At 55.2% G+C, this 25315-nt stretch carries 21 protein-coding genes and 5 pseudogenes; 8 read left to right on the forward strand and 18 right to left on the reverse strand.

The window, feature by feature from the left end; all coding sequences use genetic code 11:
- Positions 1 to 127: 127 nt before the first annotated feature.
- The 6 genes from JFV26_RS01490 to JFV26_RS01505 form a co-directional block, all read right to left on the reverse strand.
- Positions 128 to 1567, reverse strand: a complete 1440-nt coding sequence (locus tag JFV26_RS01490; protein ID WP_201189102.1) for a radical SAM protein — start codon at positions 1565 to 1567, stop codon at positions 128 to 130.
- Positions 1567 to 2844 (reverse strand): glycosyltransferase family 2 protein, encoded by a 1278-nt coding sequence (locus JFV26_RS33220; RefSeq protein WP_242487716.1) that lies wholly within the window; start codon positions 2842 to 2844, stop codon positions 1567 to 1569. Before JFV26_RS33220 ends, JFV26_RS01490 begins: the two co-directional genes overlap by 1 nt.
- Before the next feature lie 10 nt (positions 2845 to 2854).
- Positions 2855 to 3541, reverse strand: a complete 687-nt coding sequence (locus JFV26_RS33225) for a glycosyltransferase (RefSeq protein ID WP_242487717.1) — start codon at positions 3539 to 3541, stop codon at positions 2855 to 2857.
- A 7-nt stretch (positions 3542 to 3548) separates the two neighbouring features.
- Positions 3549 to 4220 carry a hypothetical protein gene (locus tag JFV26_RS33230; RefSeq protein WP_242487718.1) on the reverse strand — a complete coding sequence of 224 codons (672 nt, stop codon included), beginning with the start codon at positions 4218 to 4220 and terminating at the stop codon, positions 3549 to 3551.
- Between the two features lie 286 nt (positions 4221 to 4506).
- Positions 4507 to 4650 (reverse strand): hypothetical protein, encoded by a 144-nt coding sequence (locus JFV26_RS01500; RefSeq protein ID WP_201189105.1) that lies wholly within the window; start codon positions 4648 to 4650, stop codon positions 4507 to 4509.
- Between the two features lie 250 nt (positions 4651 to 4900).
- Positions 4901 to 5170, reverse strand: coding sequence for a hypothetical protein (locus JFV26_RS01505; protein ID WP_201189107.1), 270 nt, complete (start codon positions 5168 to 5170; stop codon positions 4901 to 4903).
- A 2-nt stretch (positions 5171 to 5172) separates the two neighbouring features.
- On the opposite strand from JFV26_RS01505, the gene JFV26_RS01510 reads away from it, so the two are divergent.
- The 5 genes and pseudogenes from JFV26_RS01510 (at position 5173) to JFV26_RS01525 (ending at position 8909) form a co-directional block, all read left to right on the forward strand.
- The gene (locus JFV26_RS01510) at positions 5173 to 5322 is read left to right on the forward strand and encodes a hypothetical protein (RefSeq protein ID WP_201189109.1); all 150 of its coding nucleotides are present in this window, start codon (positions 5173 to 5175) and stop codon (positions 5320 to 5322) included.
- Positions 5323 to 5423: 101 nt separating this feature from the next.
- A pseudogene (locus JFV26_RS01515) lies at positions 5424 to 6148 on the forward strand (tyrosine-type recombinase/integrase); the annotation flags it as partial.
- A 69-nt stretch (positions 6149 to 6217) separates the two neighbouring features.
- Positions 6218 to 6370 carry a hypothetical protein gene (locus JFV26_RS01520; RefSeq protein ID WP_207203824.1) on the forward strand — a complete coding sequence of 51 codons (153 nt, stop codon included), beginning with the start codon at positions 6218 to 6220 and terminating at the stop codon, positions 6368 to 6370.
- Between the two features lie 748 nt (positions 6371 to 7118).
- A pseudogene (locus tag JFV26_RS33235) lies at positions 7119 to 7503 on the forward strand (tyrosine-type recombinase/integrase); the annotation flags it as partial.
- A 411-nt stretch (positions 7504 to 7914) separates the two neighbouring features.
- Positions 7915 to 8909: pseudogene (locus tag JFV26_RS01525) on the forward strand (integrase arm-type DNA-binding domain-containing protein).
- Positions 8910 to 9090: 181 nt separating this feature from the next.
- On the opposite strand, the gene JFV26_RS01530 reads toward JFV26_RS01525, so the two are convergent.
- The 3 genes from JFV26_RS01530 to JFV26_RS01540 all read right to left on the reverse strand — a co-directional run bounded on the left by JFV26_RS01530 (position 9091) and on the right by JFV26_RS01540 (position 12327).
- Positions 9091 to 10482 carry an MFS transporter gene (locus tag JFV26_RS01530; protein WP_201189111.1) on the reverse strand — a complete coding sequence of 464 codons (1392 nt, stop codon included), beginning with the start codon at positions 10480 to 10482 and terminating at the stop codon, positions 9091 to 9093.
- A gap of 78 nt (positions 10483 to 10560) precedes the next feature.
- Positions 10561 to 11445 (reverse strand): shikimate dehydrogenase, encoded by an 885-nt coding sequence (locus tag JFV26_RS01535; protein WP_201189113.1) that lies wholly within the window; start codon positions 11443 to 11445, stop codon positions 10561 to 10563.
- A 156-nt stretch (positions 11446 to 11601) separates the two neighbouring features.
- Complete coding sequence (locus JFV26_RS01540) at positions 11602 to 12327, reverse strand: GntR family transcriptional regulator (RefSeq protein WP_342215415.1); 726 nt, start codon at positions 12325 to 12327, stop codon at positions 11602 to 11604.
- 512 nt (positions 12328 to 12839) lie between these two features.
- Here JFV26_RS01540 and JFV26_RS01545 point away from each other — a divergent pair.
- Positions 12840 to 14174: an MFS transporter gene (locus tag JFV26_RS01545; protein WP_201189177.1), complete on the forward strand. Its 1335-nt coding sequence runs from the start codon at positions 12840 to 12842 to the stop codon at positions 14172 to 14174.
- Between the two features lie 164 nt (positions 14175 to 14338).
- Here the strand turns inward: JFV26_RS01545 and JFV26_RS34365 are convergent, their stop codons facing one another.
- Genes JFV26_RS34365 through JFV26_RS01575 form a run of 6 tightly spaced genes read right to left on the reverse strand, consistent with a single transcriptional unit; the run spans position 14339 to position 19758 of the window.
- Positions 14339 to 15190, reverse strand: coding sequence for an IclR family transcriptional regulator domain-containing protein (locus JFV26_RS34365; RefSeq protein WP_201189115.1), 852 nt, complete (start codon positions 15188 to 15190; stop codon positions 14339 to 14341).
- A gap of 51 nt (positions 15191 to 15241) precedes the next feature.
- Complete coding sequence (locus tag JFV26_RS01555; protein ID WP_201189117.1) at positions 15242 to 15994, reverse strand: SDR family NAD(P)-dependent oxidoreductase; 753 nt, start codon at positions 15992 to 15994, stop codon at positions 15242 to 15244.
- A complete protein-coding gene (locus JFV26_RS01560; protein WP_201189118.1) occupies positions 15991 to 16680 on the reverse strand; it encodes an aspartate/glutamate racemase family protein in 690 nt (229 codons plus the stop codon). The genes JFV26_RS01555 and JFV26_RS01560 overlap by 4 nt, the downstream gene beginning before the upstream one ends.
- A 27-nt stretch (positions 16681 to 16707) precedes the next feature.
- Positions 16708 to 17655: an SMP-30/gluconolactonase/LRE family protein gene (locus JFV26_RS01565; RefSeq protein ID WP_201189120.1), complete on the reverse strand. Its 948-nt coding sequence runs from the start codon at positions 17653 to 17655 to the stop codon at positions 16708 to 16710.
- A 42-nt stretch (positions 17656 to 17697) separates the two neighbouring features.
- Positions 17698 to 18462, reverse strand: coding sequence for an HpcH/HpaI aldolase family protein (locus JFV26_RS01570; protein ID WP_201189122.1), 765 nt, complete (start codon positions 18460 to 18462; stop codon positions 17698 to 17700).
- Positions 18463 to 18510: 48 nt separating this feature from the next.
- Complete coding sequence (locus JFV26_RS01575; RefSeq protein ID WP_242487720.1) at positions 18511 to 19758, reverse strand: MFS transporter; 1248 nt, start codon at positions 19756 to 19758, stop codon at positions 18511 to 18513.
- A gap of 298 nt (positions 19759 to 20056) precedes the next feature.
- Between JFV26_RS01575 and otnK the strand changes: the two are divergent.
- Positions 20057 to 21363, forward strand: a pseudogene (otnK, locus tag JFV26_RS01580) (3-oxo-tetronate kinase).
- Entirely contained in the window at positions 21360 to 21998 is a 639-nt protein-coding gene (gene otnC / locus JFV26_RS01585) for a 3-oxo-tetronate 4-phosphate decarboxylase (protein ID WP_201189126.1), read from the forward strand. Before otnK ends, otnC begins: the two are co-directional and overlap by 4 nt.
- A gap of 42 nt (positions 21999 to 22040) precedes the next feature.
- Here otnC and JFV26_RS01590 read toward each other — a convergent pair.
- From JFV26_RS01590 to JFV26_RS01600, 3 genes and pseudogenes are all read right to left on the reverse strand, one after another.
- Positions 22041 to 22276, reverse strand: a pseudogene (locus JFV26_RS01590) (putative PEP-binding protein); the annotation flags it as partial.
- A gap of 125 nt (positions 22277 to 22401) precedes the next feature.
- Positions 22402 to 23709 (reverse strand): OprD family porin, encoded by a 1308-nt coding sequence (locus JFV26_RS01595; protein ID WP_201189128.1) that lies wholly within the window; start codon positions 23707 to 23709, stop codon positions 22402 to 22404.
- 159 nt (positions 23710 to 23868) lie between these two features.
- Positions 23869 to 25266, reverse strand: coding sequence for an MFS transporter (locus JFV26_RS01600; RefSeq protein WP_201189130.1), 1398 nt, complete (start codon positions 25264 to 25266; stop codon positions 23869 to 23871).
- Between the last annotated feature and the right edge of the window lie 49 nt (positions 25267 to 25315).

The raw sequence follows: 25315 nt of genomic DNA on the forward strand, positions 1-25315 counted from the left end.
CGCCTTTCTGACGAACAAAGGTTTCAAACTGTTCTGGCCTCACACCGGTTTCAGTGTCGATAGCGATGTAGTACAGGCTGAAGACCGGCACCGATGAATTCTTTTGTTGTTCCATCTGATGCCCCCCTCAGGCTTGCGGCGTGACGAACTGGGTGTTGATGACGGCTTCGACCAGCGTCACACCGTTCGGCGTCAGGCTGACCAAGTCTCCATCGACGGTAACCAGCGCTTTTTCAACCAGCGTCTTGAGTGTGTGGCTGATAATCGGGTTGTCGTAAAAGCTTCTGCCTTCAAAACGCTGTTTGAATACGGTGTCATTCACCGGAACCAGCGTGGAAAGGGCCATTTTGAACGCGTTGACTTCGCGCTGGAGCGGCGATATGCCTCGGCTTCCTTCGATGGGCAGGCGGTCTTCATCAAGCGCTTGCTTGTATGCGTTGTAGTCAGTGATGTTGATGGCTTCGGCGCGGGTGCATTTGGAGCTGCCACCCAGGCCGATCGCAACTTCCGGGTACTGTTTCTCGAGATCGGTGATCAGCCCTTTCCATTTCTCCGACTCCAGATGGTTCTGGTGGAAGTACATAGTCGGGTGTTCGCGATAACCGGGTGATAGGTACTGCTCAATCAGCTCGCGCATCTGGTACTGCTTGCCAAGACCCGGGAAGGTCATGTTGTTGATGTTGATCAGCCCTTTTCTCTGCCAATGGCTTTGCCTCTCCCCGGAAACGCCGGTACGCGACTTCATGAACTCTTCCATGTGCAGCTTGGCGATGACCACGTGAGAAAGCTCAAGTTCAAGGCTCTTTTCCATGTCGAATTTCACATCATCCACGCTCTGGCCGAGCATGCCGTAGATGAGGTCGACGCTGACCCAGTCGAGGCCGATTTCACGCGTGTGGCGGATGGTATCCACGCACTCCTGGGCAGAGTGCATACGCCCGCAGGCCGAGATAATGCGATCATCGAACGACTGGGCACCGAAGCTGATCTTTGTAAAGCCAAGTTCCTTCAACAGTAGCAGGTAGGATTTGGTCAGTGAACCCGGCTCACCCTCGAAGCGCATGGTGGCAGCCGAGAAGTTGAAATGGTTCAGGTAAAAACCCATCAGGCGGCGCAGTTCCGGTTCCGGCAGCAGCGACGGTGTACCGCCGAAGATGTTGAATTCGCCGACTTCGGCTTGGGCAAGACTGGGGACTTTCTGAAGCCACAGGGTGGCCTCTTTGATGTTGTAGTCCACTAGGTCCCGGAACACCACTTGTGACGAGGCGGCCTTCGGGTTCAGAATTACCGTTGGGTACTGGCAGAAATGGCAGCGGTAGCGGCAGGTCGGAATATAGGCCCACAGGTGGATCTGTTTGGCCTGTTTGATTTCGCGGTCCATGTCCTCAAAAAACGAGGGCAGCGGATAGTCAGGAACATCACCGGGAAAAACATGGCAACCGAAGGGGTCGTTGAACACATACTCCAGAAAGGCGCTGTTATCCGACCGGGCGAGAAAATCGTATACCTGCGGCGTTGGATAGTTGGGGTCGATATCGTTTAGTGAGCCCAGAGCTTCGTTGTTCATCAGAATACCCCTCCGTTCGCAAAGTAGTTATGTGCTTCACCGGACTCGCGATCTTCGGCAAAGTAGTAGACAAAGCGTTGGAAATCTTCCGGTTTGACCACATCAAAGCATCCCGGCAATGGCGGGGCGAATCCAATATCCTCGCCAACAGCACGCCGCAAAGCGCTGAAGATTTCCTCGCGGAACTCAAAATAGAGGCGATAGGCCGGGGTCTTGTAGGTGTGAATCGGTTTGAAGTCGATAACCCGCGCCCCATGTTTGATTTCATGGATGCGCTGATACAAACGATCAGCCACCGGCCCGGTGAAGAACTGTCGCACCACCGGGTTTTCGAGCAACATCTGCGGATTGAGCAGCGCTGGCAACACGATGTTCTTGGGTACGAAGTCTTTGATCGAGTAATCCCAGGCTTGCTGCGATTGCCCTGGCGTGGTGTCACACAACGTCGAGGTTTGCTCATTCACGTCCGGGCGCACGTCTTTCATGGTAATGATTCCGTCCTGCCCGTAGGCGTTACCGGTGATCACCTCATCGAGGATGGTATCCACCCGACGACTGTTGATCTCAATGCGCGAATCACGGGCGTAAACCGGCTTGCCGCCCCATGCGATAACCCGAATCCCGAAGTCCCAGTCGTCGGAGAGGTGTTCCACAAAACGGCCGTTGTTCAGTTGGTAGAAGATCTCGATGCCGCCCACTTTGTCGTAGATGCCTCGCTCAACGGCAAAACCCTTGCCGTCCGGAAAGCCACCAAACAGTGAAAACGACATGTCGCGACAGCGCAGGGTCTTCTGGATCTCGTTGAACAGGTTCGGGCGTTTGCGAAAGGACGCTTCGTTGTAATAGTAATTACACGTGCCCAGGTCGCCGTTTTCCTCGACCATTTTTTCAATCAGCGTGTGCAGCCAGTAAGCATCCACGGTGCAGTCCGCATCAGCGGAAACAATGTAGTGTTTGTTTTCGATGCCCAAACGGATGTCGCGTTTCTTTGAGCGCAAAGAGGCATAATCCATGCCGCGTTTTCTGGCAGAAGAAACGCCCTGAATGGTCTCCTGGATAACGTGAATATCCATCGATGGATTAGCAACCTTGAATTCATTGATCTTTTCTATCGAGTCATCCGTTGAGTTGTTATCTACAAAAATCAACTCATACGTGGAATGGGTGATCAAACCTCCGTGTGTTTTTTGGTTGAACAGCGAATCCAGCACACTATCAATACGGTCACTTTCGTCATAAAGCGGTAGTACAACCGATACAAAGACAGCCTCACGCATAATTCCTCCTTTAAGAACTCAAGTCCAACATACTCATTACGTTATTAGAGAGCACCCGCTGACCAATGGAAAAGTTTCTATGTGCCACTTCACCCATCAGCGTCTTGTTGTTTAACAGCTGGTAGACGTCATCAATAAAAGCATCATCAGGCAGACCGTCCTGCTCTGGTGAGATCTGCATAATTGGCGCTTCAAACCCGTACTGGCCGTACACCTCCAGATAATATTCATAGCGTGTGGTGATGTAGCAGCGCTGGCTGCTGATCGCTTCTCCCACGGGATTGCCATAGCTGTCATACCCCCAGGAAGTGAGAAAGGAAACCAGGTCGCAGGAGTAATACAAATCTTCAATGGTCATCGACTTCTCCTTCGACGGCATATAGTCGTGGGACAGTGACCCGATGAATTTTATAAAGGGCTCAACCTGAAGCTCCCTCGCCAACCGATTTAATACTTCAAAGTAGGCGGGGTGTTCATCAGGATCGCCAGCGACCGCGAGGTACACTTTTCGGCCGCTACCGTTCTGGGCAAAAAGTGTGTTCAACTTATGGATCAGATGTATATCCCTGTCCTGGCGTTTTTGCGGAATAATACGGGTCGTGCGGGCAATCAAAATATCGCTGTCGCGGATGTCCAGGCTTTCCTTGATGTTGGTGTAGGTACCTTGCCCGCTGAAGTCATAAGTGTTTTTCCTCACCTTGACTTCAACTTCGTGATTGCACCATTCCTCGAGTTTTTTTCAGGTGGTTGTTTAGGGTAACATATGTGATGTAACGGGACGGAACAGGCTTGACGGCGTGGGGGTAAGGCTCCGGACCGTATTTCATTACGGTCTTCTCACTGTTCCACATCAGGTCATGATCACGCCAGATAACGAAATGCCCCATGCCATGTCTTTTTCCGTAGGCTTCGATGGCCAGGTACAACGCTTGGGTATAAATGATATTTTCCGGAAGCGTGCCGTTTTCGACAATCACATAACGGATATTCAGTTTCTCCCATAACTGCACAATTCGACGAGCCAGCGCCTGTGACAACTCGCGAACGGCGACTAAAAGCCGTTGCTTATCTTCGGGGGAAACGGATGTCTTACTACTGATCAGAACATTGTGCGAGTGCTCGATGAAATCTACGTTGTAATTCGGCACAGCATCAATATCTTCGATACGGACAAGGGTAAATATTTCGTTATAAATACCCCTTTCGTAGTCGTATGACTTGTTGAAGTTACCCTTGTCAACCTTGATGTCATAACCCAAATCAAGGTAAGACTTGACCTGGTTCTGCAGCAGACTTTTAGCCACCTTTACAGCTTCAACCGTAATACCAGACACCGCGACCGCGTCAAATGATATGAATATCGCTCCAGCAGGCATACTGATACCCCTCAAACCAATAGGAAGTCATTGATTATAACGTGTTCAAAATCACTAACTTTAAATTACGCCCAGACGTCGAATACTGAGTCGACGTCATCTAAACTTTAACCACTTCGCGGAAAATAATCTTTTCAAGTACGGCCGACTGCTCCGCGCATCACCCTTAATAGAGATGATGCGAGCAGCGAGGCTCATTGCATATTTTGACTTCGACGATGTTGATTAGCGTAAATACGCCATCACGCATAAAATTTACGTGCCGAAGCAGGTCGCGAGCAGACAGTTAGCCCGTCTTGGCCGCTCGCGTTAATACCTGATTGATTCGGTTCAGCGCTACACTGTCAGCCAGTGTGAGCTGTTCAAGATTGTTGCAGCCCCCGAGGTTGTACAGCCACTCGGTGGCGATCGTCTGATAATCGTGGCTCATGCTTTCTATGCTCTCGATAGTTTATTTCTGGAGAGTTGCAAAGGTAATATTCCGTAATTAAAATACTCGTCTGTACGAGTTAAATCAACAGATCTTCAGACAAGTTTTAAATTTGTTTATTCACGGCCCTGCCAATGGCAATATTTCCGACATCCAGAACGCAATGGCCATCTGCGCAGCAGGCAAACGGTAACTGTCAGTCGCTCACCCTACTGTGCCGGACGTTCGTCCTATGTGTGCCGCCCTTGGCCTATGGCTTAGCCCGGGCACTGTCTCGTATAGCCGCACGGTCACCCGGTGCAGGTGTTGTGACTGCGGGCAGCCCCCCAAGGACAACACAAACGGCGCATTTTCCCATTGCCAGAAACTCCAGTGCCTCGCCTCGCACGACTCCAACACCGCAGACGAAAAAACGATCTGCCCCGGCGTTGACAAGCCAAAGGAAAAAAATGTCCGTCGGGATCGACAGGCCTTGACCACCCGCCTTGATATAGGCTTCTTTGAAGGTCCAGAAGCTCATGAATGCCGACGCCTGCTCGGCGCTCGGCAGCCGTACAAGTAACGCACCTCATCGGAGGAAAAGAACCGGTCGGCCAGGTCCGCTTCGACCACCCGCTGGAGCGGGTCGTGGCGGTGTTCGGTACGGCGCAGCCGCACTTGTGTTGGCGCTGATTGAAAACTGACCTGCCGATTGCAAATTGACCCTGGACGGATTGCTGTTTTTTGCCCCAACAATAGTGGATAAGAATATGTAAAACGAGCGGTTATGGGTGGTCAAGGGGTGGGACAGTCCGACGGAAGCGTCGGCGCTGAAAACTCTGCTGCGCGAGGCACGTAATGCGCAGTTGCGCCAGGGGTGAACGTGCGCAAGAAAACCGCGATCGTGCTCGAGCCGTTGCAGGCGCTGCTCGCTACCTGCGACGACGGCCTGCGTGGCATTCGTGACCGCGCCCTGCTCCTGCTGGCCTGCAGTGGTGGCGGTCGCCGCCGCTCGGAAGTGGTCGGATTACAAATCGGCGATGTGCGCCAGCTGGATGCCGACACCTGGCTGTATGCTCTCGGCGTCACCAAGACCGACACCGGCGGCGTACGCCGTGAGAAGCCGCTGCGCGGGCCGGCAGCCGCAGCGCTGGCCGCCTGACTGACGGCGGCCCCGGCCGAATCCGGCCCGCTGTTTCGACGCCTGTATAAAGGCAACACGGTGGGACGCACGGGATTGTCGGCGGACCAAGTGGCGCGCACCGTACAGCGCCGGGCGAAACTGGCCGGCCTGGAGGGCGATTGGGCCGCGCACAGCTTGAGATCGGGATTTGTCACCGAGGCCGGACGCCAGGGCGTGCCGCTCGGCGAAGTGATGGCGATGACCGAACACCGCAGCGTCACCATCGTCATGGACTACTTTCAAGCGGGCTCCCTGCTCAATAGCCGCACTACCTCGCTACTGCCTTCACCCGAAGAACCGAAACGAAGCAAAACGGAAGTTCCTGAACAAGATTGAAATGGCATAGAGGATGTCAGGGCACAAAGGCGAAAGGGTCCCATTCTGATCGACCAAGCCCTTGATGGTGTGTCGACGCCATTCGGCGCGGAGGACACCAGCCTGCTGGTCCAAGCACTGATCACATGCCTCTTCACCGACGGCGCGATCACTACCGACGAGTTCAACCACTACTGCAAGCGGCTGCGCGACATCTGTCAGCGGCGCAAGGAGATGGCATGAGTGCGCGCACTGTCGCAGACTATCTCGGCGTAGAGCCCGTTGAAAAGATCGCACTGGACATGCTCAGGCAGTACGTGGCCGACGCGGTCGCATCTAAAATCTAAGCGCGGGAAGACGAAATGGATGCCGATCTGTAAAGCCCCACGTTGAGATAACCACCGCCCTACTCGACCTGGATCACCCTGACTCAACAGTGCATGCCGAGTCGTTAGTAGAGCGACTGGTCGTGGGCTACTTCACCGCAAGCATATAAGTGCGGAGGCGCTTCACCACTACAGCGCCTGGTTGCTCAAAGGCAGCCGTGAGCAGTTCGCGCGGATGAGTGAAAATATCATGTTGAGCGCCCCGAGCTACGATTTTGTTGTTTTATAACGCCTTTCCGGATTTTTCTTTCGTATAGATGGTGAATGAACCAGACCACCAAAAGTAGACCAGTCATGCCAAAAACGAACAGCAATAGCTCTATTGCGTGACCTTCGTGTGAAAACATTTTTCGTCCCTCGTCCTGAAGTAGCGTGACCCGAAAACGATCACAACCGAAATTATTCGTAACAATTCGAACATTTCCAAGGGTAGTCGGAAAAACTGCAGCTGACAATCCTCCTTAGCCTCGGAACCATTGATCTAGACACGTCAGTCGTAAAAAAAACTTACCCATTTACCCTGACGGATGATCCATCAGTCGAAACAAGGAGACAAAAATGACCACTGCGCCAGTGAAATCGCTAATTGAGGAGCCGTTGGAAGACATCAGCGCTCACAGCTTCGTCAGCAAAAGGTGTATGGAGTGCGGCGCGTCAGGACGTGGAGGGAAGTGGCGACTCGCTTCCTTCTGGAGATGAAGGATCAAGCCTCCATTCCTATCTCGGCCACTTACATGGCGCATGTTTGACCCATTTATTGGGGAAATGCCGCTGACTCACATAGATGACGACGCGCTCGCCCCGTACATCCAGTCGAAGCTTCACCCGACTGAGGGGAAGGCGGTCACGAACCGGACGGTGAATATCGCGCTTCAGCGGGTTATCCGGGTTTTGAATCTCTGCGCACGCAAGTGGCGGGATGAAGAGCGCCGGCCGTTACTCGATGTTGTGCCGATGATCTCTCTGCTGGACGAGAAGACGAACACAAGAACGGAAGCATCACCAGTCACTACTTGGCAGCGGAACTGGATCAGCTTATTGCGGCGGCGAACAAGGTATCAGCAACCGACTCGCGCGCACTAGCGCTGACGATCCTGAAAAGGAGGAAAGCATGAAGAAAAAGGCCAGGGCCACTCGAAAAGTCACTATGGCAGAAACAACAAAGCCGCTCGAAAGCGGCTAAGTCATTGAAAAATATGGTCGCGACGGAATGATTCGAACACTCGACCCCTAGCACCCCATCTTCTTTTTCATACTTCTTGATAGCTTCGAAAATTTTACTCTGGATTTTTCTGAGCTAGTATTTACTTGAGCTCCAGCGGTGCTCTGCTCTACGAGAGTCCAGCAACGCCCATCAAGAGCCGACGTTTTTGTGGGGGAAAAGTAGGGGAAACCCATTTCATGGCCAAAAATACCATCAAAGAACTCGAGTCGTTGACCGCCAATGATGCCGGCCGAATCCTCCGGGAGGATGGTAATCTCGCCGGTCGAATCCCAGTGCGCAAGGACGGCGTGTCGGTTAGCTTTTTCTATCGGTATCGGTGGGGCGACCAGAACAAAGAGTACTCCTGCGGGCCCTGGCCGCGCAAATCCCTGACCGACATCCGCAAGGCCCGCAACCAGGCCCGTGCGCTCATCGATGAGCAGATCAATCCCAACGAGCACAAGAAAACCGCCAAGGCACAGGTGCATGCAGCAACGAACGCAAAAGCCGAACAAGTAAAAACGACGAAGGTGCAAACGCTGGCTGTCCAGGATCTGGCCAAGGCTTGGCTGTTGGATGGTGTTGCACGAAAAGACGGCAATGCCGAGTTGCAGCGCCGTTTTAACAAGGACCTATTCCCGGCACTTGGTAAGACAGCGGTGAGCAGTGTGTCCGAACACGATATTCGGGCGCTGATCAACTGCGGCGCTCACCGGCAAGCCATCAGCTTTTTCGCCGACCTCACCCAGATTCACAATGGTGTTTTCCCAACAAGCAGGATGACCAGCATGTTGACGTCAAGGTCGTGAGCAAACAGGTCGGCGATCGCCAAGCCCGGTTCAAAAACCGCAAGGCCCTTTCCAGACGGCGTCACGACGATACCTTGGTCCTTGCCGACGGCCAGAACGGTGACTGGACGCCGCATGACCTGCGCCGTACCGGCGCGACCATGATGCAGGCCTTGGGGGTCAGCCTAGACGTCATCGATCACTGCCAAAATCATGTACTGGCCGGCTCCCGGGTGAGGCGACACTACCTGCATCACGATTATGCCGAAGAGAAGAAACGCGCCTGGAGCCTCTTGGGAGATCGGCTCAGTGCCGTGTTGTCCTCAACCTACGAGCATCCACCGACCGAGTCGATGATGTCTTTTCCGGACTACGCCGCCGCAGGATCCCTGCCGTCGTCATAAGTCGAATTCTTATAGTGCTAAACTCCTTGTAGCTTTGTATATATCTCCGAGCGCTTGGTTCGGGTCGACTCCGACCCAACATGACCCGCAGCAATCGGCCAATAGCGGACCTAGCCCCTCCTTTCTGATTGATTGACAAGCTGAGCACCGCACGTCCCCGAAGGCGTTTCCGAACTTCGACTCACTTACGCTGCAACACCGACTCACCCGCCTGTAGCGGCAGTCTCAGGTTGTCCAGCAATGCAATTCCCGCAATCACTGCCACACAAAGGAACGTCAGCTGAAAGTCGACGGTCTCGGCGTGCTCTGTATTGCCATGGATGTTCATAGCAAGACGTAGCAGCAACGCGCCTATGGCAACCCCCATCGCCATGCTCAATTGGAAGAACATACTGAACAAGGTTGAAGCGTCGCTCATCTGCGCCTTGGGTATATCGGCAAACCCCAGTGTGTTGAACACGGTGAACTGCATGGATCGTGACAAACCACCAACGAACAGAATGAACAGAATCAGCGCCCAGCTCATTCGCTCATCCAGCAACGCACACGCCGCAATCGCAAGTACGCCGAGGATGCCGTTGACCATCAGCACCGGGCGAAATCCCCAACGCTGCATCACCCAGGTGGTGAAGGGTTTCATGGCCAGATTGCCGGCAAATACCGCCAGCACCAGCAGCCCCGCATCGAATGCAGAAAGACCGAAAGCCAGTTGAAACATCAGCGGCAAGAGAAATGGCAAGGTGCTGATGGCGATCCGAAAAATCGACCCACCACACAGGCAGACACTGAAGGTACGAATACCTGTCACACCCAGCGCCAACAATGGTTGCGCATGCCGACGCATATGTCGCCAGGCAAATACACCGAGAATCACACCGGCACCGCTGAGTAACAGCCCCTGCAATAAATTTTCGCGACTTTGCCCCAGCATTTCTACGCCGTACAACAGTGCAGCGTTGGCAACGCCAACCAGCAGAAAGCCACTCAAATCGAATGTCCGGGAACTGACGTCGTCCTGTTTCGGAATCAAGACCAGCGCGGCAATCAAGGCCAGCATGCCCAACAGTAGATTGAGGTAGAAAATCCATGGCCAGGAAGCATGGGTGACGATGAAACCACCCACGGGAGGCCCAAGTACCGGTGCAACCAGACCGGGCCAGGTGATGAAGGATATCGCCTGCACCAGGTCTTTCTTCTCGGTGGTGCGCAGCACCGCCAGACGCCCCACCGGTACCATCATCGCCCCGCTGATACCTTGCAGCACACGCGCGGCGACAAAGGTTTGCAGGCTGTCACTCAACCCGCATATCAACGAAGACAGGCTGAACAGCACGATCGCCGAACTGAATACCAGGCGTGAACCAAAACGATCAGCCAACCAGCCGCTGATCGGGATGAACACCGCCACGGCGAGCATGTAGGCGCTCATGCCAATGTTCACATCCACCGCCGCGACGCCAAACGTCCTGGCCATGTCAGGCAACGCGGTAGCGATCACCGTAGCGTCAAGGTTCTCCATGAAGAACGTGACGGCTACCAACAGAGCAATCAATGTTGAGCGGCGTTGAGACATCGGTCATCCCTGTTCAGCTACGACATTGCTCGACACTTTACAGTCGACGAGTGGGTAAATCGCGCTATGCCATGAAAGTTAAAGTTGACCCACAGTGTCGAGGAAATTCTTTTCCATGCGCGCAGCGTCAGGCGTTATGCCAGTAAACAGTTCAAAACACTTCACCGACTGGAACACGTTCATTGCGCCGCCACCCAGCGTACGGCAACCCAAGGCCCGGGCGGTTCTCAACAGTTCGGTTTCAATGGGAAAGTACACCACGTCGGCAACCCACAAATCCGCGCGCAGGAACTCGATTGGCACAGGCATACCCGGAAGTTTTACCATACCGATAGGTGTGGTGTTAACAAGGCCGTCGGTGCGGCTCAGGGATCCTTCAAGATCGAGACCAAACACGGCACGGCCATCGCCGAAGCTCGTATTAAGATTATTGACCAGCGCCATGCCCCGCTCTTCCTCAATATCAAAAATGCTCAACTGCTGAACGCCCTGTTGCAGCAATCCGTAAGCCACTGCCGAACCCGCACCACCCGCGCCCATTTGCACGACGCGCTCACGCTTGACCCCTTCCAATCCCCGCTTGAAACCTTCGGCGAAGCCTAAACAATCGGTGTTGTAACCGATGGTTTTTCCATCCTTGATGACTACCGTGTTCACTGCGCCAATACTGCGTGCTTCGTCGGACAACTCATCGAGCAGCGGCAGTACTGTCTGTTTGCACGGGAACGTAATATTAAGTCCGTTGAACCCCATGCGCTTGGCAGAATCCATCAGCGCCGGCAGTGCGCTGGCATCCAGACCCAATTGGTCCAGATCAATCAATTTGTATAAGTAGACCAGGTTCTGCGCAGCGCCTTCGCGCATATGCAAGGTCGGGCTCATGGACGACTGAAGTGCCGCACCGATTAAACCGATCAACACGTTCGGCGCTACTGGATGCTGGGCTGATGAGGAGGTGGTCATTGTTATTATCCTTGGGTATCAGTGGTGACGGACAGGTACATGTGTTGCTTCTTTTGCAAGCAGCCGAGCACTGCGCCCGCTAACCGCTGCAGGGGGACTATTGTTTTTTGTTTTAAGGACGCCGTAACCGCAAACGGTCGAGACGCCAGCGTTTGATCACGCTTCTAGCCCGGCTTCCTGGCGATGAAGGGTGATACAAATATTTTGCGTGGTGCGTTGAATATGCTGAGCAAGCAGCGCACACGCCAGATCGGCATTACGCTCCAGGGTGGCTGCGACAATAGCTCCGTGTTCGGAATTAACGTCCCGGTCAAAAGGATTTTTCGCCAGAAACAGTCGACGGTAGCGATCGTTGAGATCATGCAAGGTGTTGCAGTAATTAATCAGTAACGGCATGGCGCAGGCCTCGAGCAACTTGAGATGAAAATCGCGGTGCGCCAGCTCCCACTGCTCCTGCTGAGCAGAGGACATGCAATCGGTACGCTTGATGTTATGCAGCTTGTCTTCCGCCGCCCGGACCGAATCCGCCCAAGCCTGATCGCCTTTGGTGATCGACTCTCGCAATGCGAGACCTTCGAAATGCACCCGCAGCTTTGCGATCTCCTGAAGGTTTTTCTCAGACACAGGAATAACCCGGTATCCCCGTTTGTCCTCGATCAAAACCAAGCCTTCTGCGCCCAGTCGTGAAAGCGCCTCCCTGAGAGGACTTCGACTGATGGTGAGACCCAGCTTTTCACGCAATGCATCCAGACGCAGCTTGCTGCCCGGGGCTAATTCACCGGTCATGATCGCCAAACGCAGTCGCTTCACCAAAGAAGTTGCGTGAGTCGTGGCGCTGTCTTCCTGCGCAGACAAACTTTCATCCATCAGCAAATGGTTCACTGCACAAACCTCCCACCCAAAAAACTCGATTGGCGACATGCGCTGTCACTTGGTATCGACAACATTATCTGTGATGTCCGCGCTCCGTCAGCTGCTGTTAACGCGCTGAACAACGCCTTGCGCTATTAGATCAACCGCTACTCCCTGTCTCACGCTAGTCAATATCGCTAGCAGGAGGAGATCACCGAAGCTGACCCTCACCGAAAAATCTAATTTTGCATGCTAAAACAGAATGCACAGCAAAAAAGTAATCTTCCTCGAAAGTTAAGTCAAGGACAAAACCCCAAAAGCCCGATGAGTAAATAAGATAAATCTGTCGAAAATAATTAGGAATAACAATGAATAAAAGACATTTAAGGCGTAAAAATCGTGATTTTGCATGCAGAATCAAGATTGACGGTTGACATCGCAATCAAGTTCTACCTAGCCTAAGCATCTAAATGCCGTATGCAAAATTGCTAATGCACAGTTTTCATCAAAATCCCGATAACAACAAAATGGGTCTACAAGATATGACTGAAAAATCTGGAGGGGTTGCATCAGCAACTTCGCTGGCCTACGCCCCAGCTACAAGCGCCAAGCGCAGCCGCGCCCGCTTTGTCATTCTTGCATTGCTCGCGATTGGCACCATGATCAATTATCTGGATCGAACAGTCCTCGGGATCGCTGCTCCTGAGCTCACTAAAGATCTGGGGATCTCCGCTGTCACAATGGGCTTTGTGTTCTCGGCGTTTGCCTGGACTTATGCCTTGGCGCAGATACCTGGCGGATTGTTCCTCGATCGATTCGGTAGCAAGGTCACTTACTTTCTGGCGATCGCCCTCTGGTCCGGGTTCACTTTGCTTCAGGGCTTTGCCATTGGCATCAAGACCCTGTTGCTATGCCGCTTCGGACTTGGGATCAGCGAAGCACCTTGCTTTCCAACCAACAGCCGGGTGGTCGGAATTTGGTTTCCACAACAGGAGCGTGCTCGCGCCACGGCGATCTATACCGTGGGTGAGTACTTGGGATTGGCATGCTTCGCGCCCGCCTTGTTCTGGATCATGGGCGCCTACGGCTGGCGTGCGATTTTCATTCTGGTTGGCTTGGTCGGTATCGTCTTTGGCGTCGTTTGGTGGCGCCTTTATCGCGAACCCCACGAGTCCACCAGCGTCAATCAGGCAGAACTGGATTACATTGCGGCGGGCGGTGGCCTGGTAAAAGCTGACGAGCAAGCGACCCCGTTCTCCTGGTCCAACGTTCGTAAATTGCTGTCCTACCGCCAAATCATCGGTGCATCCATCGGCCAGTTCGCTGGCAACACAGTTCTGGTGTTCTTCCTGACATGGTTCCCAACATACTTGGCAACTGAGCGTCACATGGGTTGGATAAAGGTCGGTTTCTTTTCAATCATGCCGTTCCTTGCAGCTGCAGCCGGGGTGATGTTCGGTGGCTGGCTCTCTGATCAGCTTTTGAAACGTACCGGATCGGCCAACATCGCCCGTAAACTGCCGATCATTAGTGGGTTAATGATGGCCAGCACGATCATAGGGGCGAACTATGTTGAGACTGACGTACTGGTCATCTCAATTCTGTCTTTCGCCTTTTTTGGCCAAGGCATGGTAGGCCTCGGATGGACATTGATCTCCGACGTTGCGCCGAAAAAACTCATGGGGTTGACCGGCGGACTGTTTAACTTTTGCTCCAACCTGTCGGGCATCAGTACCCCGCTGATAATCGGCTTCATTATTGCATCCACGGGGTCGTTCTTTTATGCACTGTTTTACGTCGGTGCAGCCGCCTTCCTTGGCGTGATTGCCTACGCCTTCATTGTCGGCGACGTGCGGCGTATCGAGTTCAATAGCTGAGTCAGTTTCGTGACCATTCTCGACGCCTAAAGCAGGTGAGATGACCATGATCAAATTGGCGTTGCTATCCGATACTGTGTTCAGGATAGCAATGCCAATCTGCGCATCTGAAGAGTGAAGAGGCGGCAGGCGATTTCGACATGCCAGAGGATGCGAACCGCGCCTTAGTTGGCTGTCGGCAACTTAAGGGCACCCGCGGAAAAATGCAGAGTACTGGCGAGTTCTTGGGCAATTTCGCGCGCACTGGGCAACGCGCTACTCACCAGTTCGGCGGCCGACATCCGTTCAGCGTTCACCGTCAGACTGACCCCTGCTACAGGTTCGCCCGCACTATTGAGCACCGGTACGGCTACCGTGCAGAGCCCATAGGCATTCTCGCCTTCAGACACCGCATATCCTTGCTCCCGAACCAACACCAAACGATCAAGCAAGTCATCGAGGTCTGTGAGCGTTCGCTCGGAGAGTTTTACCCGTGGTGAACTATCGAGAATGGCAATCTGTTGCTCCCGAGGCAGGAACGCAAGCATTGCCTGACCTAGCGCCGATGCATACGCCGGGATACGTTTGCCCGGGCGTCGATCGACGTGCCGAGCAAGGCCCTGCTCAACCCGCTGCATGAACACGACGTCCGCGCCATCGAGAATCCCAACCGAGGCAGCGTCGGAAATTCGTGGCACACACTCTTGAAGCAAGGGACTCGCATGCTGGGCGACATCCTGGGTCGAGAGCACCAGGAAGCCCAGTTCCAGGCATTTAAGCGCGAGACGGAATCGTTTATTCGGCACCGCACGCAAATAGCCGAGAGCGACCAGCGTATGGATGAGTCGGTAGGCGGTGCCCCGGTCCAAGTCTGCGGCAACCGCGACTTCGCTGATGGTCATCGCGGGTTCTTCGGCGCTGAAGGCGTGCAGCACGCTGAAAGCCTTGGCCACCGAATTGACGACATTCTTCGGGTTTTCACCGGTGATCGCTGCTTCGCCTTTCGGCTGTTGTCCCTTGGTCTTGCTGTCGTCCACCGTTGATTCCTTGGAGAGGCTATTCACAGGCGGTTTTATATCTCATGACCATCAGGAAGAAAACAGCCGCAGCGCTGCCATGCCGCCATCGACGGTCAACACCGAACCGACCGTTGAGCGCGCTACGGGACTGGCCAGATAAAGAACAGCATGCGCAACCTCTTCAGCCTGGACCATATAGCCGGTGGGCTGTCGATCGTTGTAGACCTGGCGCTGCACCGCAGGATCCGGCGCCTCGGCGATCAATTTCTGGATGAGTGGTGTATCGACCGTGCCAGGACTGATGCAATTGACGCGAATGCCCTCATGTATCAGGTCTGCGGCCATGGCTCTGGTCATCGCCTCGATTGCGCCCTTGGTCGCTGAATACAGAGCCCGCCGACGCAGACCGGTGATGGCAGTGCATGACGACATATTGATGATCGATGCATCGCGGGATTGACGTAGGAACGGCAACGCGGCTCGTGTAGCGCGCACATAACCGAGCACGTTGATATCGAAGATACGATGCCAGTCATCCATGCTGCCATCTTCGACAGTGGCGGGAAAACTCACTCCGGCATTATTGACCAGCAAATCTATGTGGCCGTGCAAGCCGCCAAAATGCGCCAATGCCTCAGCCACTTCAAGGTCGCTGCTCACATCAACCTGATATCCATTGGCGCCGACTGGCGCATCAGCGAGTTGCTTGTCGAGAACGGCGACTACCGCGCCTCGCGCCAACAAGGCTTCACTGATCGCCTTGCCGATTCCTGCACCGCCGCCCGTGACCACGGCGATACGTCCGGAAAAATGTTCGTTCATGACTGACTCCCTTCGATCGAATGAGTGCGCTGCTCGTACTCGGTGATATGCCGGCCGATGTCTTCCATCAACAACGAAGGGCTGGCCAGCACCTGTACCGGCAACAGCCCGGCCAGCCGCTCACGCAGATGTGCGAGAGACGCCTGAGCAAGCATCAGCACATCGATCTTGCCGAGCAATTGAGTAACAGCTGACTCAATTAGCTGATCGTGAATGGCCCGGTCGCCAGCCAACAACGCTTGATAGGCTTCAGGCACCGCTAGCACTTGAATGTCTATGTCGACACCCTGCTGCGCGGCGTGGGCACACAACAACGCACTGCTCGGTTCCACGGTACTGGTCGAGGTGCACAGCAGACCAATGCGCGGACCATTGCGCACCGCTAGCGCGGCCATCGGATCATCGATCTTCAGGATCGTTTTATTGGTCAGGGTCCGAGCAATATCGACCGATGGAGAAGTGGAGGAGCACGTTACAACAATCAGGTCGGCATCGGCCTGATCGGCCAGCAGGATCTGCTCGACGACTCGGCGATAGACCAACGCCTGAGGCGCTCTGCGCAGCAAGTCCTGCAACAAGCTTTCGTTGAGGATATGGAAACAGTCCGCGTGGGGGTAAGCCTGACGCATCTGCTCTCGAAAGTTTTCGACCAGGAAGCCGACGGTATGAATGAAGCCGATTCTCATGAGGGGATGCTCGTTTCGAAAATGAGGTTATGCCTTGGGATCAGCCCATTGCGCTCCACGGGTATTCACATATAGCGAATACACCGACTGGCTCGCAGCCATGAACAATCGATTACCGCGAATGCCCCCGAAGCACAGATTGGCGCAACGCTCAGGCAATTGGATGCGGCCGATTCGTTCACCTTCCGGAGAAAACACCATCACCCCGTCCAATTCCGGACTGCCCATCCCCCATCCACACCAGAGGTTGCCGTCCTCATCGCAACGCAGGCCATCCGGAATACCCGGACCGCAGTCGATAAGCACACGGTTGTTGGCTAGCGCGGCGCCATTGCTCACGACATCGAAGGCCAGGATATTGCGCGGAACGGCACGGCTCTGAACCACATACAACAGCGATTCATCCGGGGAAAACGCCAGACCGTTAGGCGCGGCGATGTCACCACTGACAACGATCAGCTCGTTGCTCACCGGATCAAAGCGATAAAGATTGGTCGGCAGCTGCGGGGTATCACGAAAGCCTTCGTAATCGTTCAGGCCGAACGGTGGGTCGGTGAACCAGACCGTGCCGTCTGATTTCACCACCACGTCGTTCGGTGAGTTCAAGCGCTTGCCATCGAAGCTATCGGCCAGCACAGTGAGGGTGCCGTCATATTCGGTGCGGGTGACGCGGCGAGTGCCGTGCTCGCAACTGACTAGCCGCCCCTGACGATCGCGGGTACTGCCATTCGTAAAGTTCGACGGCTTGCGAAAGACGCTGACAGCACCGGTTTCCTCTTCCCATTTCATGATGCGATTGTTGGGAATGTCACTCCAGAGCAAGTGGCGGCCGTCACCGAACCACACCGGGCCTTCGGTGAAACGCATGCCGGTGGCCAGGCGTTCGACGCCAGCCAGCACGATACGGTACTTGTCGAAACTAGGATGCAGGCTCTGTACGGCGGCATCCGGATATGAGCTGGTCGGCTCCCACATACAACGTTCTCCACGGCTTTTTGTTGGCTGGCGGGCAAATGCTCAGCGTTGGCTCAGACGCTGAAGCATAGACCTGGCGCCACGCATCACGATTGAGGTGTCAGTCGCCACGCCGACCACCGCGATACCCTCGGCGATGCGTCGCTCGGCCTCAGCCTCATTGAGCGTCAGGTAACCGGCTGGTTTACCAAGCGCACGCAAGCGGCGAAACGCATCGTCCACCGCGGCTTGCACTTCGGGGTGCTGGGTGTCACCCAAATGGCCAAGTGAAGCGGCGAGATCCGCGGGGCCAATGAAGATGGCATCAATACCCTCGACAGCGGCAATCTCTTCCAGGTTGGCCAGCCCTTCGACGGTTTCGATTTGCGCCAGAATGCAGATTTCATCTGCTGCGGTACGCAGATAATCGGTGTTCAGGCCATAGTCGGCCGCGCGCGAGCTACCCGACACGCCGCGCACACCGAATGGAGGATAGCGGGTGTAACTGACTGCCTCGCGGGCTTCATCGGCGGACTGGATGCACGGTAACAACAGGGTCTGCGCGCCAGCGTCGAGAATGCGTTTGATCAGGATCATCTCCGACCATGCCGGACGTACGATCGCGCTTGTGCCATGGGCGGCCATGGCTTGCAGTTGAGCAATGATCTCCCCCATGTCGTTGGGCGAATGCTCGGTGTCCAGCATGATCCAGTCAAAGCCGCAGCCTGCCAGCAATTCCACCAAGGTGTTGCTGCCCAGGGTGGAAAACATGCCGAGTTGCTGTTGTTGCGACAATGCCTGTCTGAAGTGATTGGTTCGGGTCTTCATGAAATGTCCTCAACCGCGAGTACAACCCGCGGGATATGAATAACGGAGTTAGATGCGTTTAGCTTTCAGAAGGAAGGCGCAGCCACTGGAAAGAACAGCGATGGCAATCATGTAGGCCACCACATAGCCGTAGCTGCCGTACTGGGTCAGCAGCATGGTGGCGATGATCGGTGATATCCCGCCACCGAGGACCGGGCCGATCTGCTGGACCAGCGACAACCCGCTGTAGCGAATGCGTGCCGGAAAGAGTTCGGAGAAATAGGCGCCCTGGGCGCCGTACACCGAACCGTGGCCCAAGGCCAAACCCATCGCCAGCGCCGCGCAGATCCAAGTGACATCGCCCGTGTTGAGCATCATGAAGAACGGATAGGCGAGCACTGCCTGGAACAACAGGCCACCGATATACACCTTGCGTCGGCCGATGCGGTCGGACAAGGCACCGAACAGCGGCAGCATCACGCATTCCAGTGCCGCGCCGATCAGCACGCCATTGAGGATCACCTGGCGTGGCATGCCCAGTTTGGTCATGCAATAAGTGATCGCGAACACCGCATAGATGTTGAACAGTCCGCTCTCGGCGATCTTTGAACCGATGCCCAGCAGAATGCTGCTGTAGTGCTTGCGCACCGCTTCGACCACTGGAGCTTCGGCGGTCTTGCCTTCAGCCTGAAGGCTACGGAACGCCGGGGTTTCAGCGAGCTGGAATCGAATGAACAGGCCGATCCCGACCAGGACGATGCTGATCAGGAAAGGAATGCGCCAGCCCCAGGAAAGGAAGTCCGCCTCGCTCATCACGCTGGAAATACCGGCCAGCAACACAATCGGCAGCACTATGCCAGCCGGCACGCCGGCATGCACCAGTGCGCTATAGAAGCCGCGTTTTTCAGGCCGGGCATGCTCGATGACCATGACCATGCCACCACCGTATTCACCACCGATGCCAATGCCTTGGGCCAAGCGCAAGGCTACCAGCAGAATCGGAGCAAAAATGCCAATCGAGTTGTAGGACGGTACGAGGCCGATGGCGAAGGTGCCCAAGCCCATGATCGACATGGTGATCAGCAAGGCTTTCTTGCGTCCGAACTTGTCACCGAAGTGGCCAAAGATAATCCCGCCGATCGGTCGGGCGCAGTAGCCGACGAAGAACGTCACAAACGCCGCCAGCGAACCCACCAACGGGTCAGTGCTGGGAAAGAAGATGGTGTTGAAGACAAGCGCTGTCGCCACGGCGTAGAGGCCGAAGTCGTAGTACTCGACCATGTTGCCGAGGCAACTGGCGAACGCGACTTTGCGCATGTCGCTGTCGTTGGTAGTGACGATCCCCGCCGATGCGGAGACGTTGGTGCTGGTGCTAACGGTATTCCTGTGGCTTGCCGCCAGGCCCGCGTCGGGCGTATTTGAGAAATCCTGCACAGTGTCGGTCCTCTTCTTGTTGTTATCCACTCGTCATTCCTACAACTCAATTTTTAATTTGATCGGAATGCGAACATTTGTTTCTATTCTGAACAAAAGTATTGACCGCCACTCCCAAGGTGTCAACATGTGTATGACCCGATCGGAACCACGAACCCAAAACAACAATGAGGAACTGCTCATGACTACCCTCCCCGGCCGCCCCTTGCTGGGCTGTATTGCCGATGACTTCACGGGCGCCACGGATCTGGCCAACATGCTGGTGCGAGGAGGTATGCGCACACAGCAGAGCATCGGCATTCCTGACGCCGAGGTACTCGAGCAACTCGATGCGGATGCCATTGTCATAGCACTCAAGTCCCGCACCGTGCCCGCAGCCGAAGCAGTGGAGGAGTCCTTGCGTGCGCTGGCCTGGCTGCGTGAACGCGGCTGTGAACAGATTTTCTTCAAGTACTGCTCGACATTCGATTCCACCTCAGCCGGCAATATCGGCCCGGTCAGCGAGGCGTTACTGGCCGCGCTGGACAGCGATTTCACCCTTGCCTGCCCGGCCTTTCCGGAAAATGGACGGACGGTATTTCGCGGCCACTTATTCGTTCAGGATCAGTTGCTCAGTGAATCAGGCATGCGGCACCACCCACTGACACCAATGACCGACGCCAATCTGGTGCGCGTGCTGCAATCCCAGAGCCAGGCCGCCGTTGGCTTATTGCGGTATGACACGATTGCCAGCGGCGTCGACTGCATTCGTGCACGCATCACTGAATTGCGTGCCGAAGGCGTCAGCCTCGCAATTGCCGATGCGTTGTCCGATGCAGACCTGGTTGTGCTCGGCGAGGCGTGCGCCGACCTACCGTTACTCACTGGCGGCTCGGGTCTCGCCCTCGGTCTACCAGCGAATTTCCGGCGTGCTGGCAAGCTGCGCGACTTGAATGCGGCCGAGGTCCCGAATGTCGAGGGTGGCGAGGTGGTACTGGCCGGTAGTGCATCCCTGGCAACCAATGCACAGGTAGCTACTTGGCTGGCTGCCGGTCGCCCCTCCCTGCGCATCGACCCTCTGGCGCTCGCGGCTGGCGAGCCAGTGGTCGAACAAGCTCTCGTGTTCGCGCGCGACAACACGCAGACCGTACTGATCTATGCCACCAGTACGCCGGAAATCGTCCAGCAAGTGCAACTTGAGCTGGGTGTGGAGCGCGCAGGTAGCCTGGTTGAAAGAGCGCTGGGTGATATCGCCCGGGACTGGTCGAGTCCGGCGTGCGGCGCTTCGTTGTAGCCGGCGGAGAAACGTCAGGTGCGGTGGTCCAGGCATTGGGTGTGCGCCTATTGCGCATCGGCGCGCAAATTGATCCAGGCGTTCCGGCAACGATCAGCAGCGGCGAACAGTGCCTGGCACTGGCGCTCAAATCGGGCAACTTCGGTGGCCCGGACTTTTTCGACAAGGCCTTGCGTCAGTTGGCCAACGGTGTACCGACAGGAGCCATGCAATGAGCAATGAAAACTGTCTGCGCGAAGAGATCTGCGATGTCGGCCGCTCGCTGCATGGCCGTGGCTACACGGTGGGCAGTGCCGGTAACATCAGCGCGCGGTTAGACGATGGCTGGCTAATCACACCTACTGATGCTTGCCTGGGGCGCCTAGAGCCGACGGCGATCGCCAAGGTCAATTTCGACGGCGAATGGGTATCCGGCGGTAAGCCGTCCAAGACCCTGGCCCTGCATCGCCAAGTGTACGACCGCAATCCAGAGGTGGGCGGCGTGGTACATACCCATTCGACACATCTGGTGGCACTGACCTTGGCCGACATCTGGGAGAAGGACACCATCTTGCCGCCGATCACGCCCTATCAGGTGATGAAAGTCGGGAAGATCCCGCTGATTAACTATGAGCGACCCGGTTCGCCGAAGGTCGCCGAACAGGTCGCCCGGTTGGCCAACAGCGTTCGCGGGGCAATGCTCGAACGCCTCGGCCCGGTGGTCTGGGAAAGCTCGGTGTCCAAGGCCTGTTACGCCTTGGAAGAGTTGGAGGAAACAGCCCGACTGTGGCTGATGACCACTCCCCGCCCTCTGCCTCTCGACCAAGAAGCATTGACCGAGCTTTATGAGGTATTCGGCGCGCGGTGGTGATCATCCTGCTTTAGCCGATACCCGCCCTGGGTCGGCTTGCTTTTACGACGGCTGCTCAGCGAGAAAAATCCAGGTTTCCATTACGGAATCGGGGTTCAACGAAACGCTTTCGATGCCCTGCTCCATCAGCCATTTGGCCAAATCAGGGGTTCCGAAGGGACCTGACCGCAAATGCCGATGTACTTGCCGGCCTTGTTGCACGCGGCAATGGCGTTAGCCAGCAGCTTCTTGACCGCAGGATTACGCTCGTCGAACAGGTGAGCGATGATCCCGGAGTCCCAACAAACCCTAGTCGCAGACGTGTATAGGGGGGACGCAACGCGCCTCATGTAATCGTTTCCTTTGAAAAACATCAGGTAAAAAAAGGCCTGCCGAAGCAGGCAAAAATTTGCTGGAGGAGCACTTACAGAATGGAAAGCGGATATTGAATGATCAGACGGTTCTCATCGAAGCTGTTGGTATTGCCGTAATTTCGACGCAGGGTCGAGTTACGCCAGCGCACGCTGAGGTTTTTCAATGCACCGCTCTGAAGGACATAAGCCACCTCGGTCTCACGACCACGGTCCTCACCATCAGTGACGGCTCCGGAATGGACATTGGTGCCTTTGATAAACCGGTTCATCAAGGTCAATCCCGGAACGCCCATGGCCGCGAAATTGTAGTCGTGGCGCACCTGCCAGGAACGTTCCTTGGCACCGTCATAGCTCCAGCCATAACTGTCGTTAGCCAAGGTCCCACCGCTTGTTCCTGCAACGCGCTGCCAGCCGGTGTCACCCGTGAGGCGCTGCAAACCTACGTAGAAAGTACTACCGCCAGTCTTGAGCGAAAACAGGCCTGAGAGCGTGCGGTTGTCCTGGTCACCGGCCAGCGCTGAACCATCCTCCTCCCCAATGAAGTAGCCAATGTTCGCGCCCAGGGTGAGGTTGTCGTTGATCGGTTGCGAGTGCAAAAGCTGGAAATATTTCTGCTGGTACACATCTTCGAGTTGAGCGTACCAAGCCCCAACCATTGTTCGATTGTTATTGAAGCTGTACTCGCCACCGGCAAAATTGAAATGATCAGATTCGATCGTGTTTTTGCCATGCACCACGGTACCGACTCCGTTTTGCGAGAGTTTCTCCATGCTTGCATCGTTGCGCTGGCTGTTCCCACGGAACTGGCCGCCATACAGAGTGACATTGGTCAATTCCTTGGAGGTGATTTGCGCGCCCTCCAGAGTTTGAGGCAATGAACGACCATCATCGGCGCGTAAAATAGGCAGTACCGGCATCCACTCACCGACTTTCAGCTCGGTCTTCGAGAACTTCATTTTCCCGGCTACCGCCAGTCGCCCAAAGTCATCCGCCGGCCGATTGCCGTCATGCGTCGGCAGCAGCTGCGTACCGTAGGTACCTCTTCCCCCATCCAGCTTGACGGAGAGCATACCCAATGCGTCGACCCCAAAACCGACCACGCCAGTGGTGAAGCCAGACTTCGCATCAAGGATGAAGCTCTGCGTCCACTCCGCTGCTTCGCCACGCTTTGTTGGCCCAGGAACAGCTTTGGAGGGGCCGTTATCGACAAAATTACGGTTCATGTAGAAATTGCGTAAGTTAAGGGTGACCTTGGCATCGTCGACGAAGCCCTCCGCCTGGACAAAGGGCGCCAAACTTGCGGCGCCAATGGCAATGGCCAACGTATTGCGAGTCACCCGGGTCAGCTTGAGGTTCATTATTATTGCTCCCAAGGAAGATCAATCGACAAAAAGGTAGTGTCGCGAAGACTTGTATAAAGGTCCCCACGTTGTGTTCTTCAAGATTTCTAATGCGCGACGCTAATTTCCATCCCACTTAGCGTGGCCATCAATGACCACACTAAGCACTCACGGATATCAGGCGGTTTCAACCCCACTCAACGCTCTTGAGCGAGCCTCTTCATAGCTCTGCTTGGATACTGGCCGAGCATCGACAGCCCCCAAGTCCTGCATCGGGACCCGATAAGTTTCCGGTGCACAGTAGGCGGCGAAAGCTGAGATACACGTCACACCCAAAGTGATTGAACCGATGACCAGAGGGATATTCTCAGTGCCTGGCGGGGCCGCCAGTGTGAAAACAGCGGGCAGCATGGCGGTAAACAAGGTACCGACGTTTTGCGCGATCGCCATGGCCGAACACCGATAACGGGATGGGAACTGTTCCGGATAGAAGCTTGGGAAGATGGCGTTGTAGCCTTGGTAGACGATGCCCCACATCAGCATGGACATGAGAAACGCCATCGGCAGATTATGAATGCTGATCGCATACAGGTAACCAAACGAGAGCAACCCGGACCCCAAAGCACCACCGATAATCATCGGTCGCCGGCCAATTTTGTCGGACAGATTACCCACGAAAGGAATAATCAAGACCGCGACGATGTTGCCGAAAACCGGAATCCACAAGTAAACGCTTTTATCAAACCCGACACCGTAGACCGGCTGCACCGCATAGACCGCACCGAACACCGTAGTGACAACTGGAATAACGTTCATCAGTGCTATACCGACGACGATCAGCATACTTTTCCAGCTGTAACGGAAGGCCTCAGAGATAGGCGAACGGGTGATCTTGTTTTGTGCCTCGACATCAATAAACACCGGGGTCTCACTCACGCCACGGCGGATGAAATACCCGGCGATCAGCACACCGGCACTCATCAGGAACGGTATACGCCAGCCCCATGAGTTGAAGTCCTCAGCAGACATGAAATAGGCCAGAGGCAGGAAGACTGCGGCGGCAAGTACTTGCCCGAATTGGACGCCTTGCAAGGTGAAACTTGCAAAGTACCCTCGTCGCCCGAATGGCGCATGCTCGAGAATCATCGAACTGGCACCCGAGATCTCCCCCGCCACTGCGAAGCCCTGCACCAGACGGAGCAACACCAGAGCGATCGGAGCCCAAATCCCGACCTGATTGTAGGTGGGCAACAAGCCAACACCCATGGTCGCGATGCCCATCAGGAACATACACAGCAACAGCACGGTTTTTCGACCGCGGGTATCGCCCCAGTGACCAAGGAAAAATGCACCGACTGGTCGCGCCAGATAACCGACACCGTACGTCGCCAGCGAGAGCGCAATGGCAACCTTAGGATCGGTCGAGGGGAAAAACAACTGAGGAAAAATCAACGCTGCCGCTTGGGCATAGATGAAAAAATCGTAGTACTCCAATGCAGAACCAATCCAGCCGCTGGCGGCCGCTTTCTTCGATTGCGTTGTGCTATTGGGCTCTTGGACCGTGGAATTACTCATTGTAATCACCGTTATTATTGTTATCGGATACAGAGTACTAGCGACCCTT

This window comes from Pseudomonas sp. TH31 (genome assembly GCF_016650815.1).
Taxonomy (GTDB): domain Bacteria; phylum Pseudomonadota; class Gammaproteobacteria; order Pseudomonadales; family Pseudomonadaceae; genus Aquipseudomonas.

Bases quoted from the DNA above. Each gene is read 5' to 3' on its own strand.
- JFV26_RS01490 (WP_201189102.1), bottom strand. From the start codon at position 1,567: ATGAACAACGAAGCTCTGGGCTCACTAAACGATATCGACCCCAACTAT.
- JFV26_RS33220 (WP_242487716.1), bottom strand. From the start codon at position 2,844: ATGCGTGAGGCTGTCTTTGTATCGGTTGTACTACCGCTTTATGACGAA.
- JFV26_RS33230 (WP_242487718.1), bottom strand. From the start codon at position 4,220: ATGCCTGCTGGAGCGATATTCATATCATTTGACGCGGTCGCGGTGTCT.
- JFV26_RS01500 (WP_201189105.1), bottom strand. From the start codon at position 4,650: ATGAGCCACGATTATCAGACGATCGCCACCGAGTGGCTGTACAACCTC.
- JFV26_RS01505 (WP_201189107.1), bottom strand. From the start codon at position 5,170: ATGAGCTTCTGGACCTTCAAAGAAGCCTATATCAAGGCGGGTGGTCAA.
- JFV26_RS01510 (WP_201189109.1), top strand. From the start codon at position 5,173: ATGCCGACGCCTGCTCGGCGCTCGGCAGCCGTACAAGTAACGCACCTC.
- JFV26_RS01530 (WP_201189111.1), bottom strand. From the start codon at position 10,482: ATGTCTCAACGCCGCTCAACATTGATTGCTCTGTTGGTAGCCGTCACG.
- JFV26_RS01535 (WP_201189113.1), bottom strand. From the start codon at position 11,445: ATGACCACCTCCTCATCAGCCCAGCATCCAGTAGCGCCGAACGTGTTG.
- JFV26_RS01545 (WP_201189177.1), top strand. From the start codon at position 12,840: ATGACTGAAAAATCTGGAGGGGTTGCATCAGCAACTTCGCTGGCCTAC.
- JFV26_RS01555 (WP_201189117.1), bottom strand. From the start codon at position 15,994: ATGAACGAACATTTTTCCGGACGTATCGCCGTGGTCACGGGCGGCGGT.
- JFV26_RS01560 (WP_201189118.1), bottom strand. From the start codon at position 16,680: ATGAGAATCGGCTTCATTCATACCGTCGGCTTCCTGGTCGAAAACTTT.
- JFV26_RS01565 (WP_201189120.1), bottom strand. From the start codon at position 17,655: ATGTGGGAGCCGACCAGCTCATATCCGGATGCCGCCGTACAGAGCCTG.
- JFV26_RS01570 (WP_201189122.1), bottom strand. From the start codon at position 18,462: ATGAAGACCCGAACCAATCACTTCAGACAGGCATTGTCGCAACAACAG.
- JFV26_RS01575 (WP_242487720.1), bottom strand. From the start codon at position 19,758: ATGCGCAAAGTCGCGTTCGCCAGTTGCCTCGGCAACATGGTCGAGTAC.
- otnC (WP_201189126.1), top strand. From the start codon at position 21,360: ATGAGCAATGAAAACTGTCTGCGCGAAGAGATCTGCGATGTCGGCCGC.
- JFV26_RS01595 (WP_201189128.1), bottom strand. From the start codon at position 23,709: ATGAACCTCAAGCTGACCCGGGTGACTCGCAATACGTTGGCCATTGCC.
- JFV26_RS01600 (WP_201189130.1), bottom strand. From the start codon at position 25,266: ATGAGTAATTCCACGGTCCAAGAGCCCAATAGCACAACGCAATCGAAG.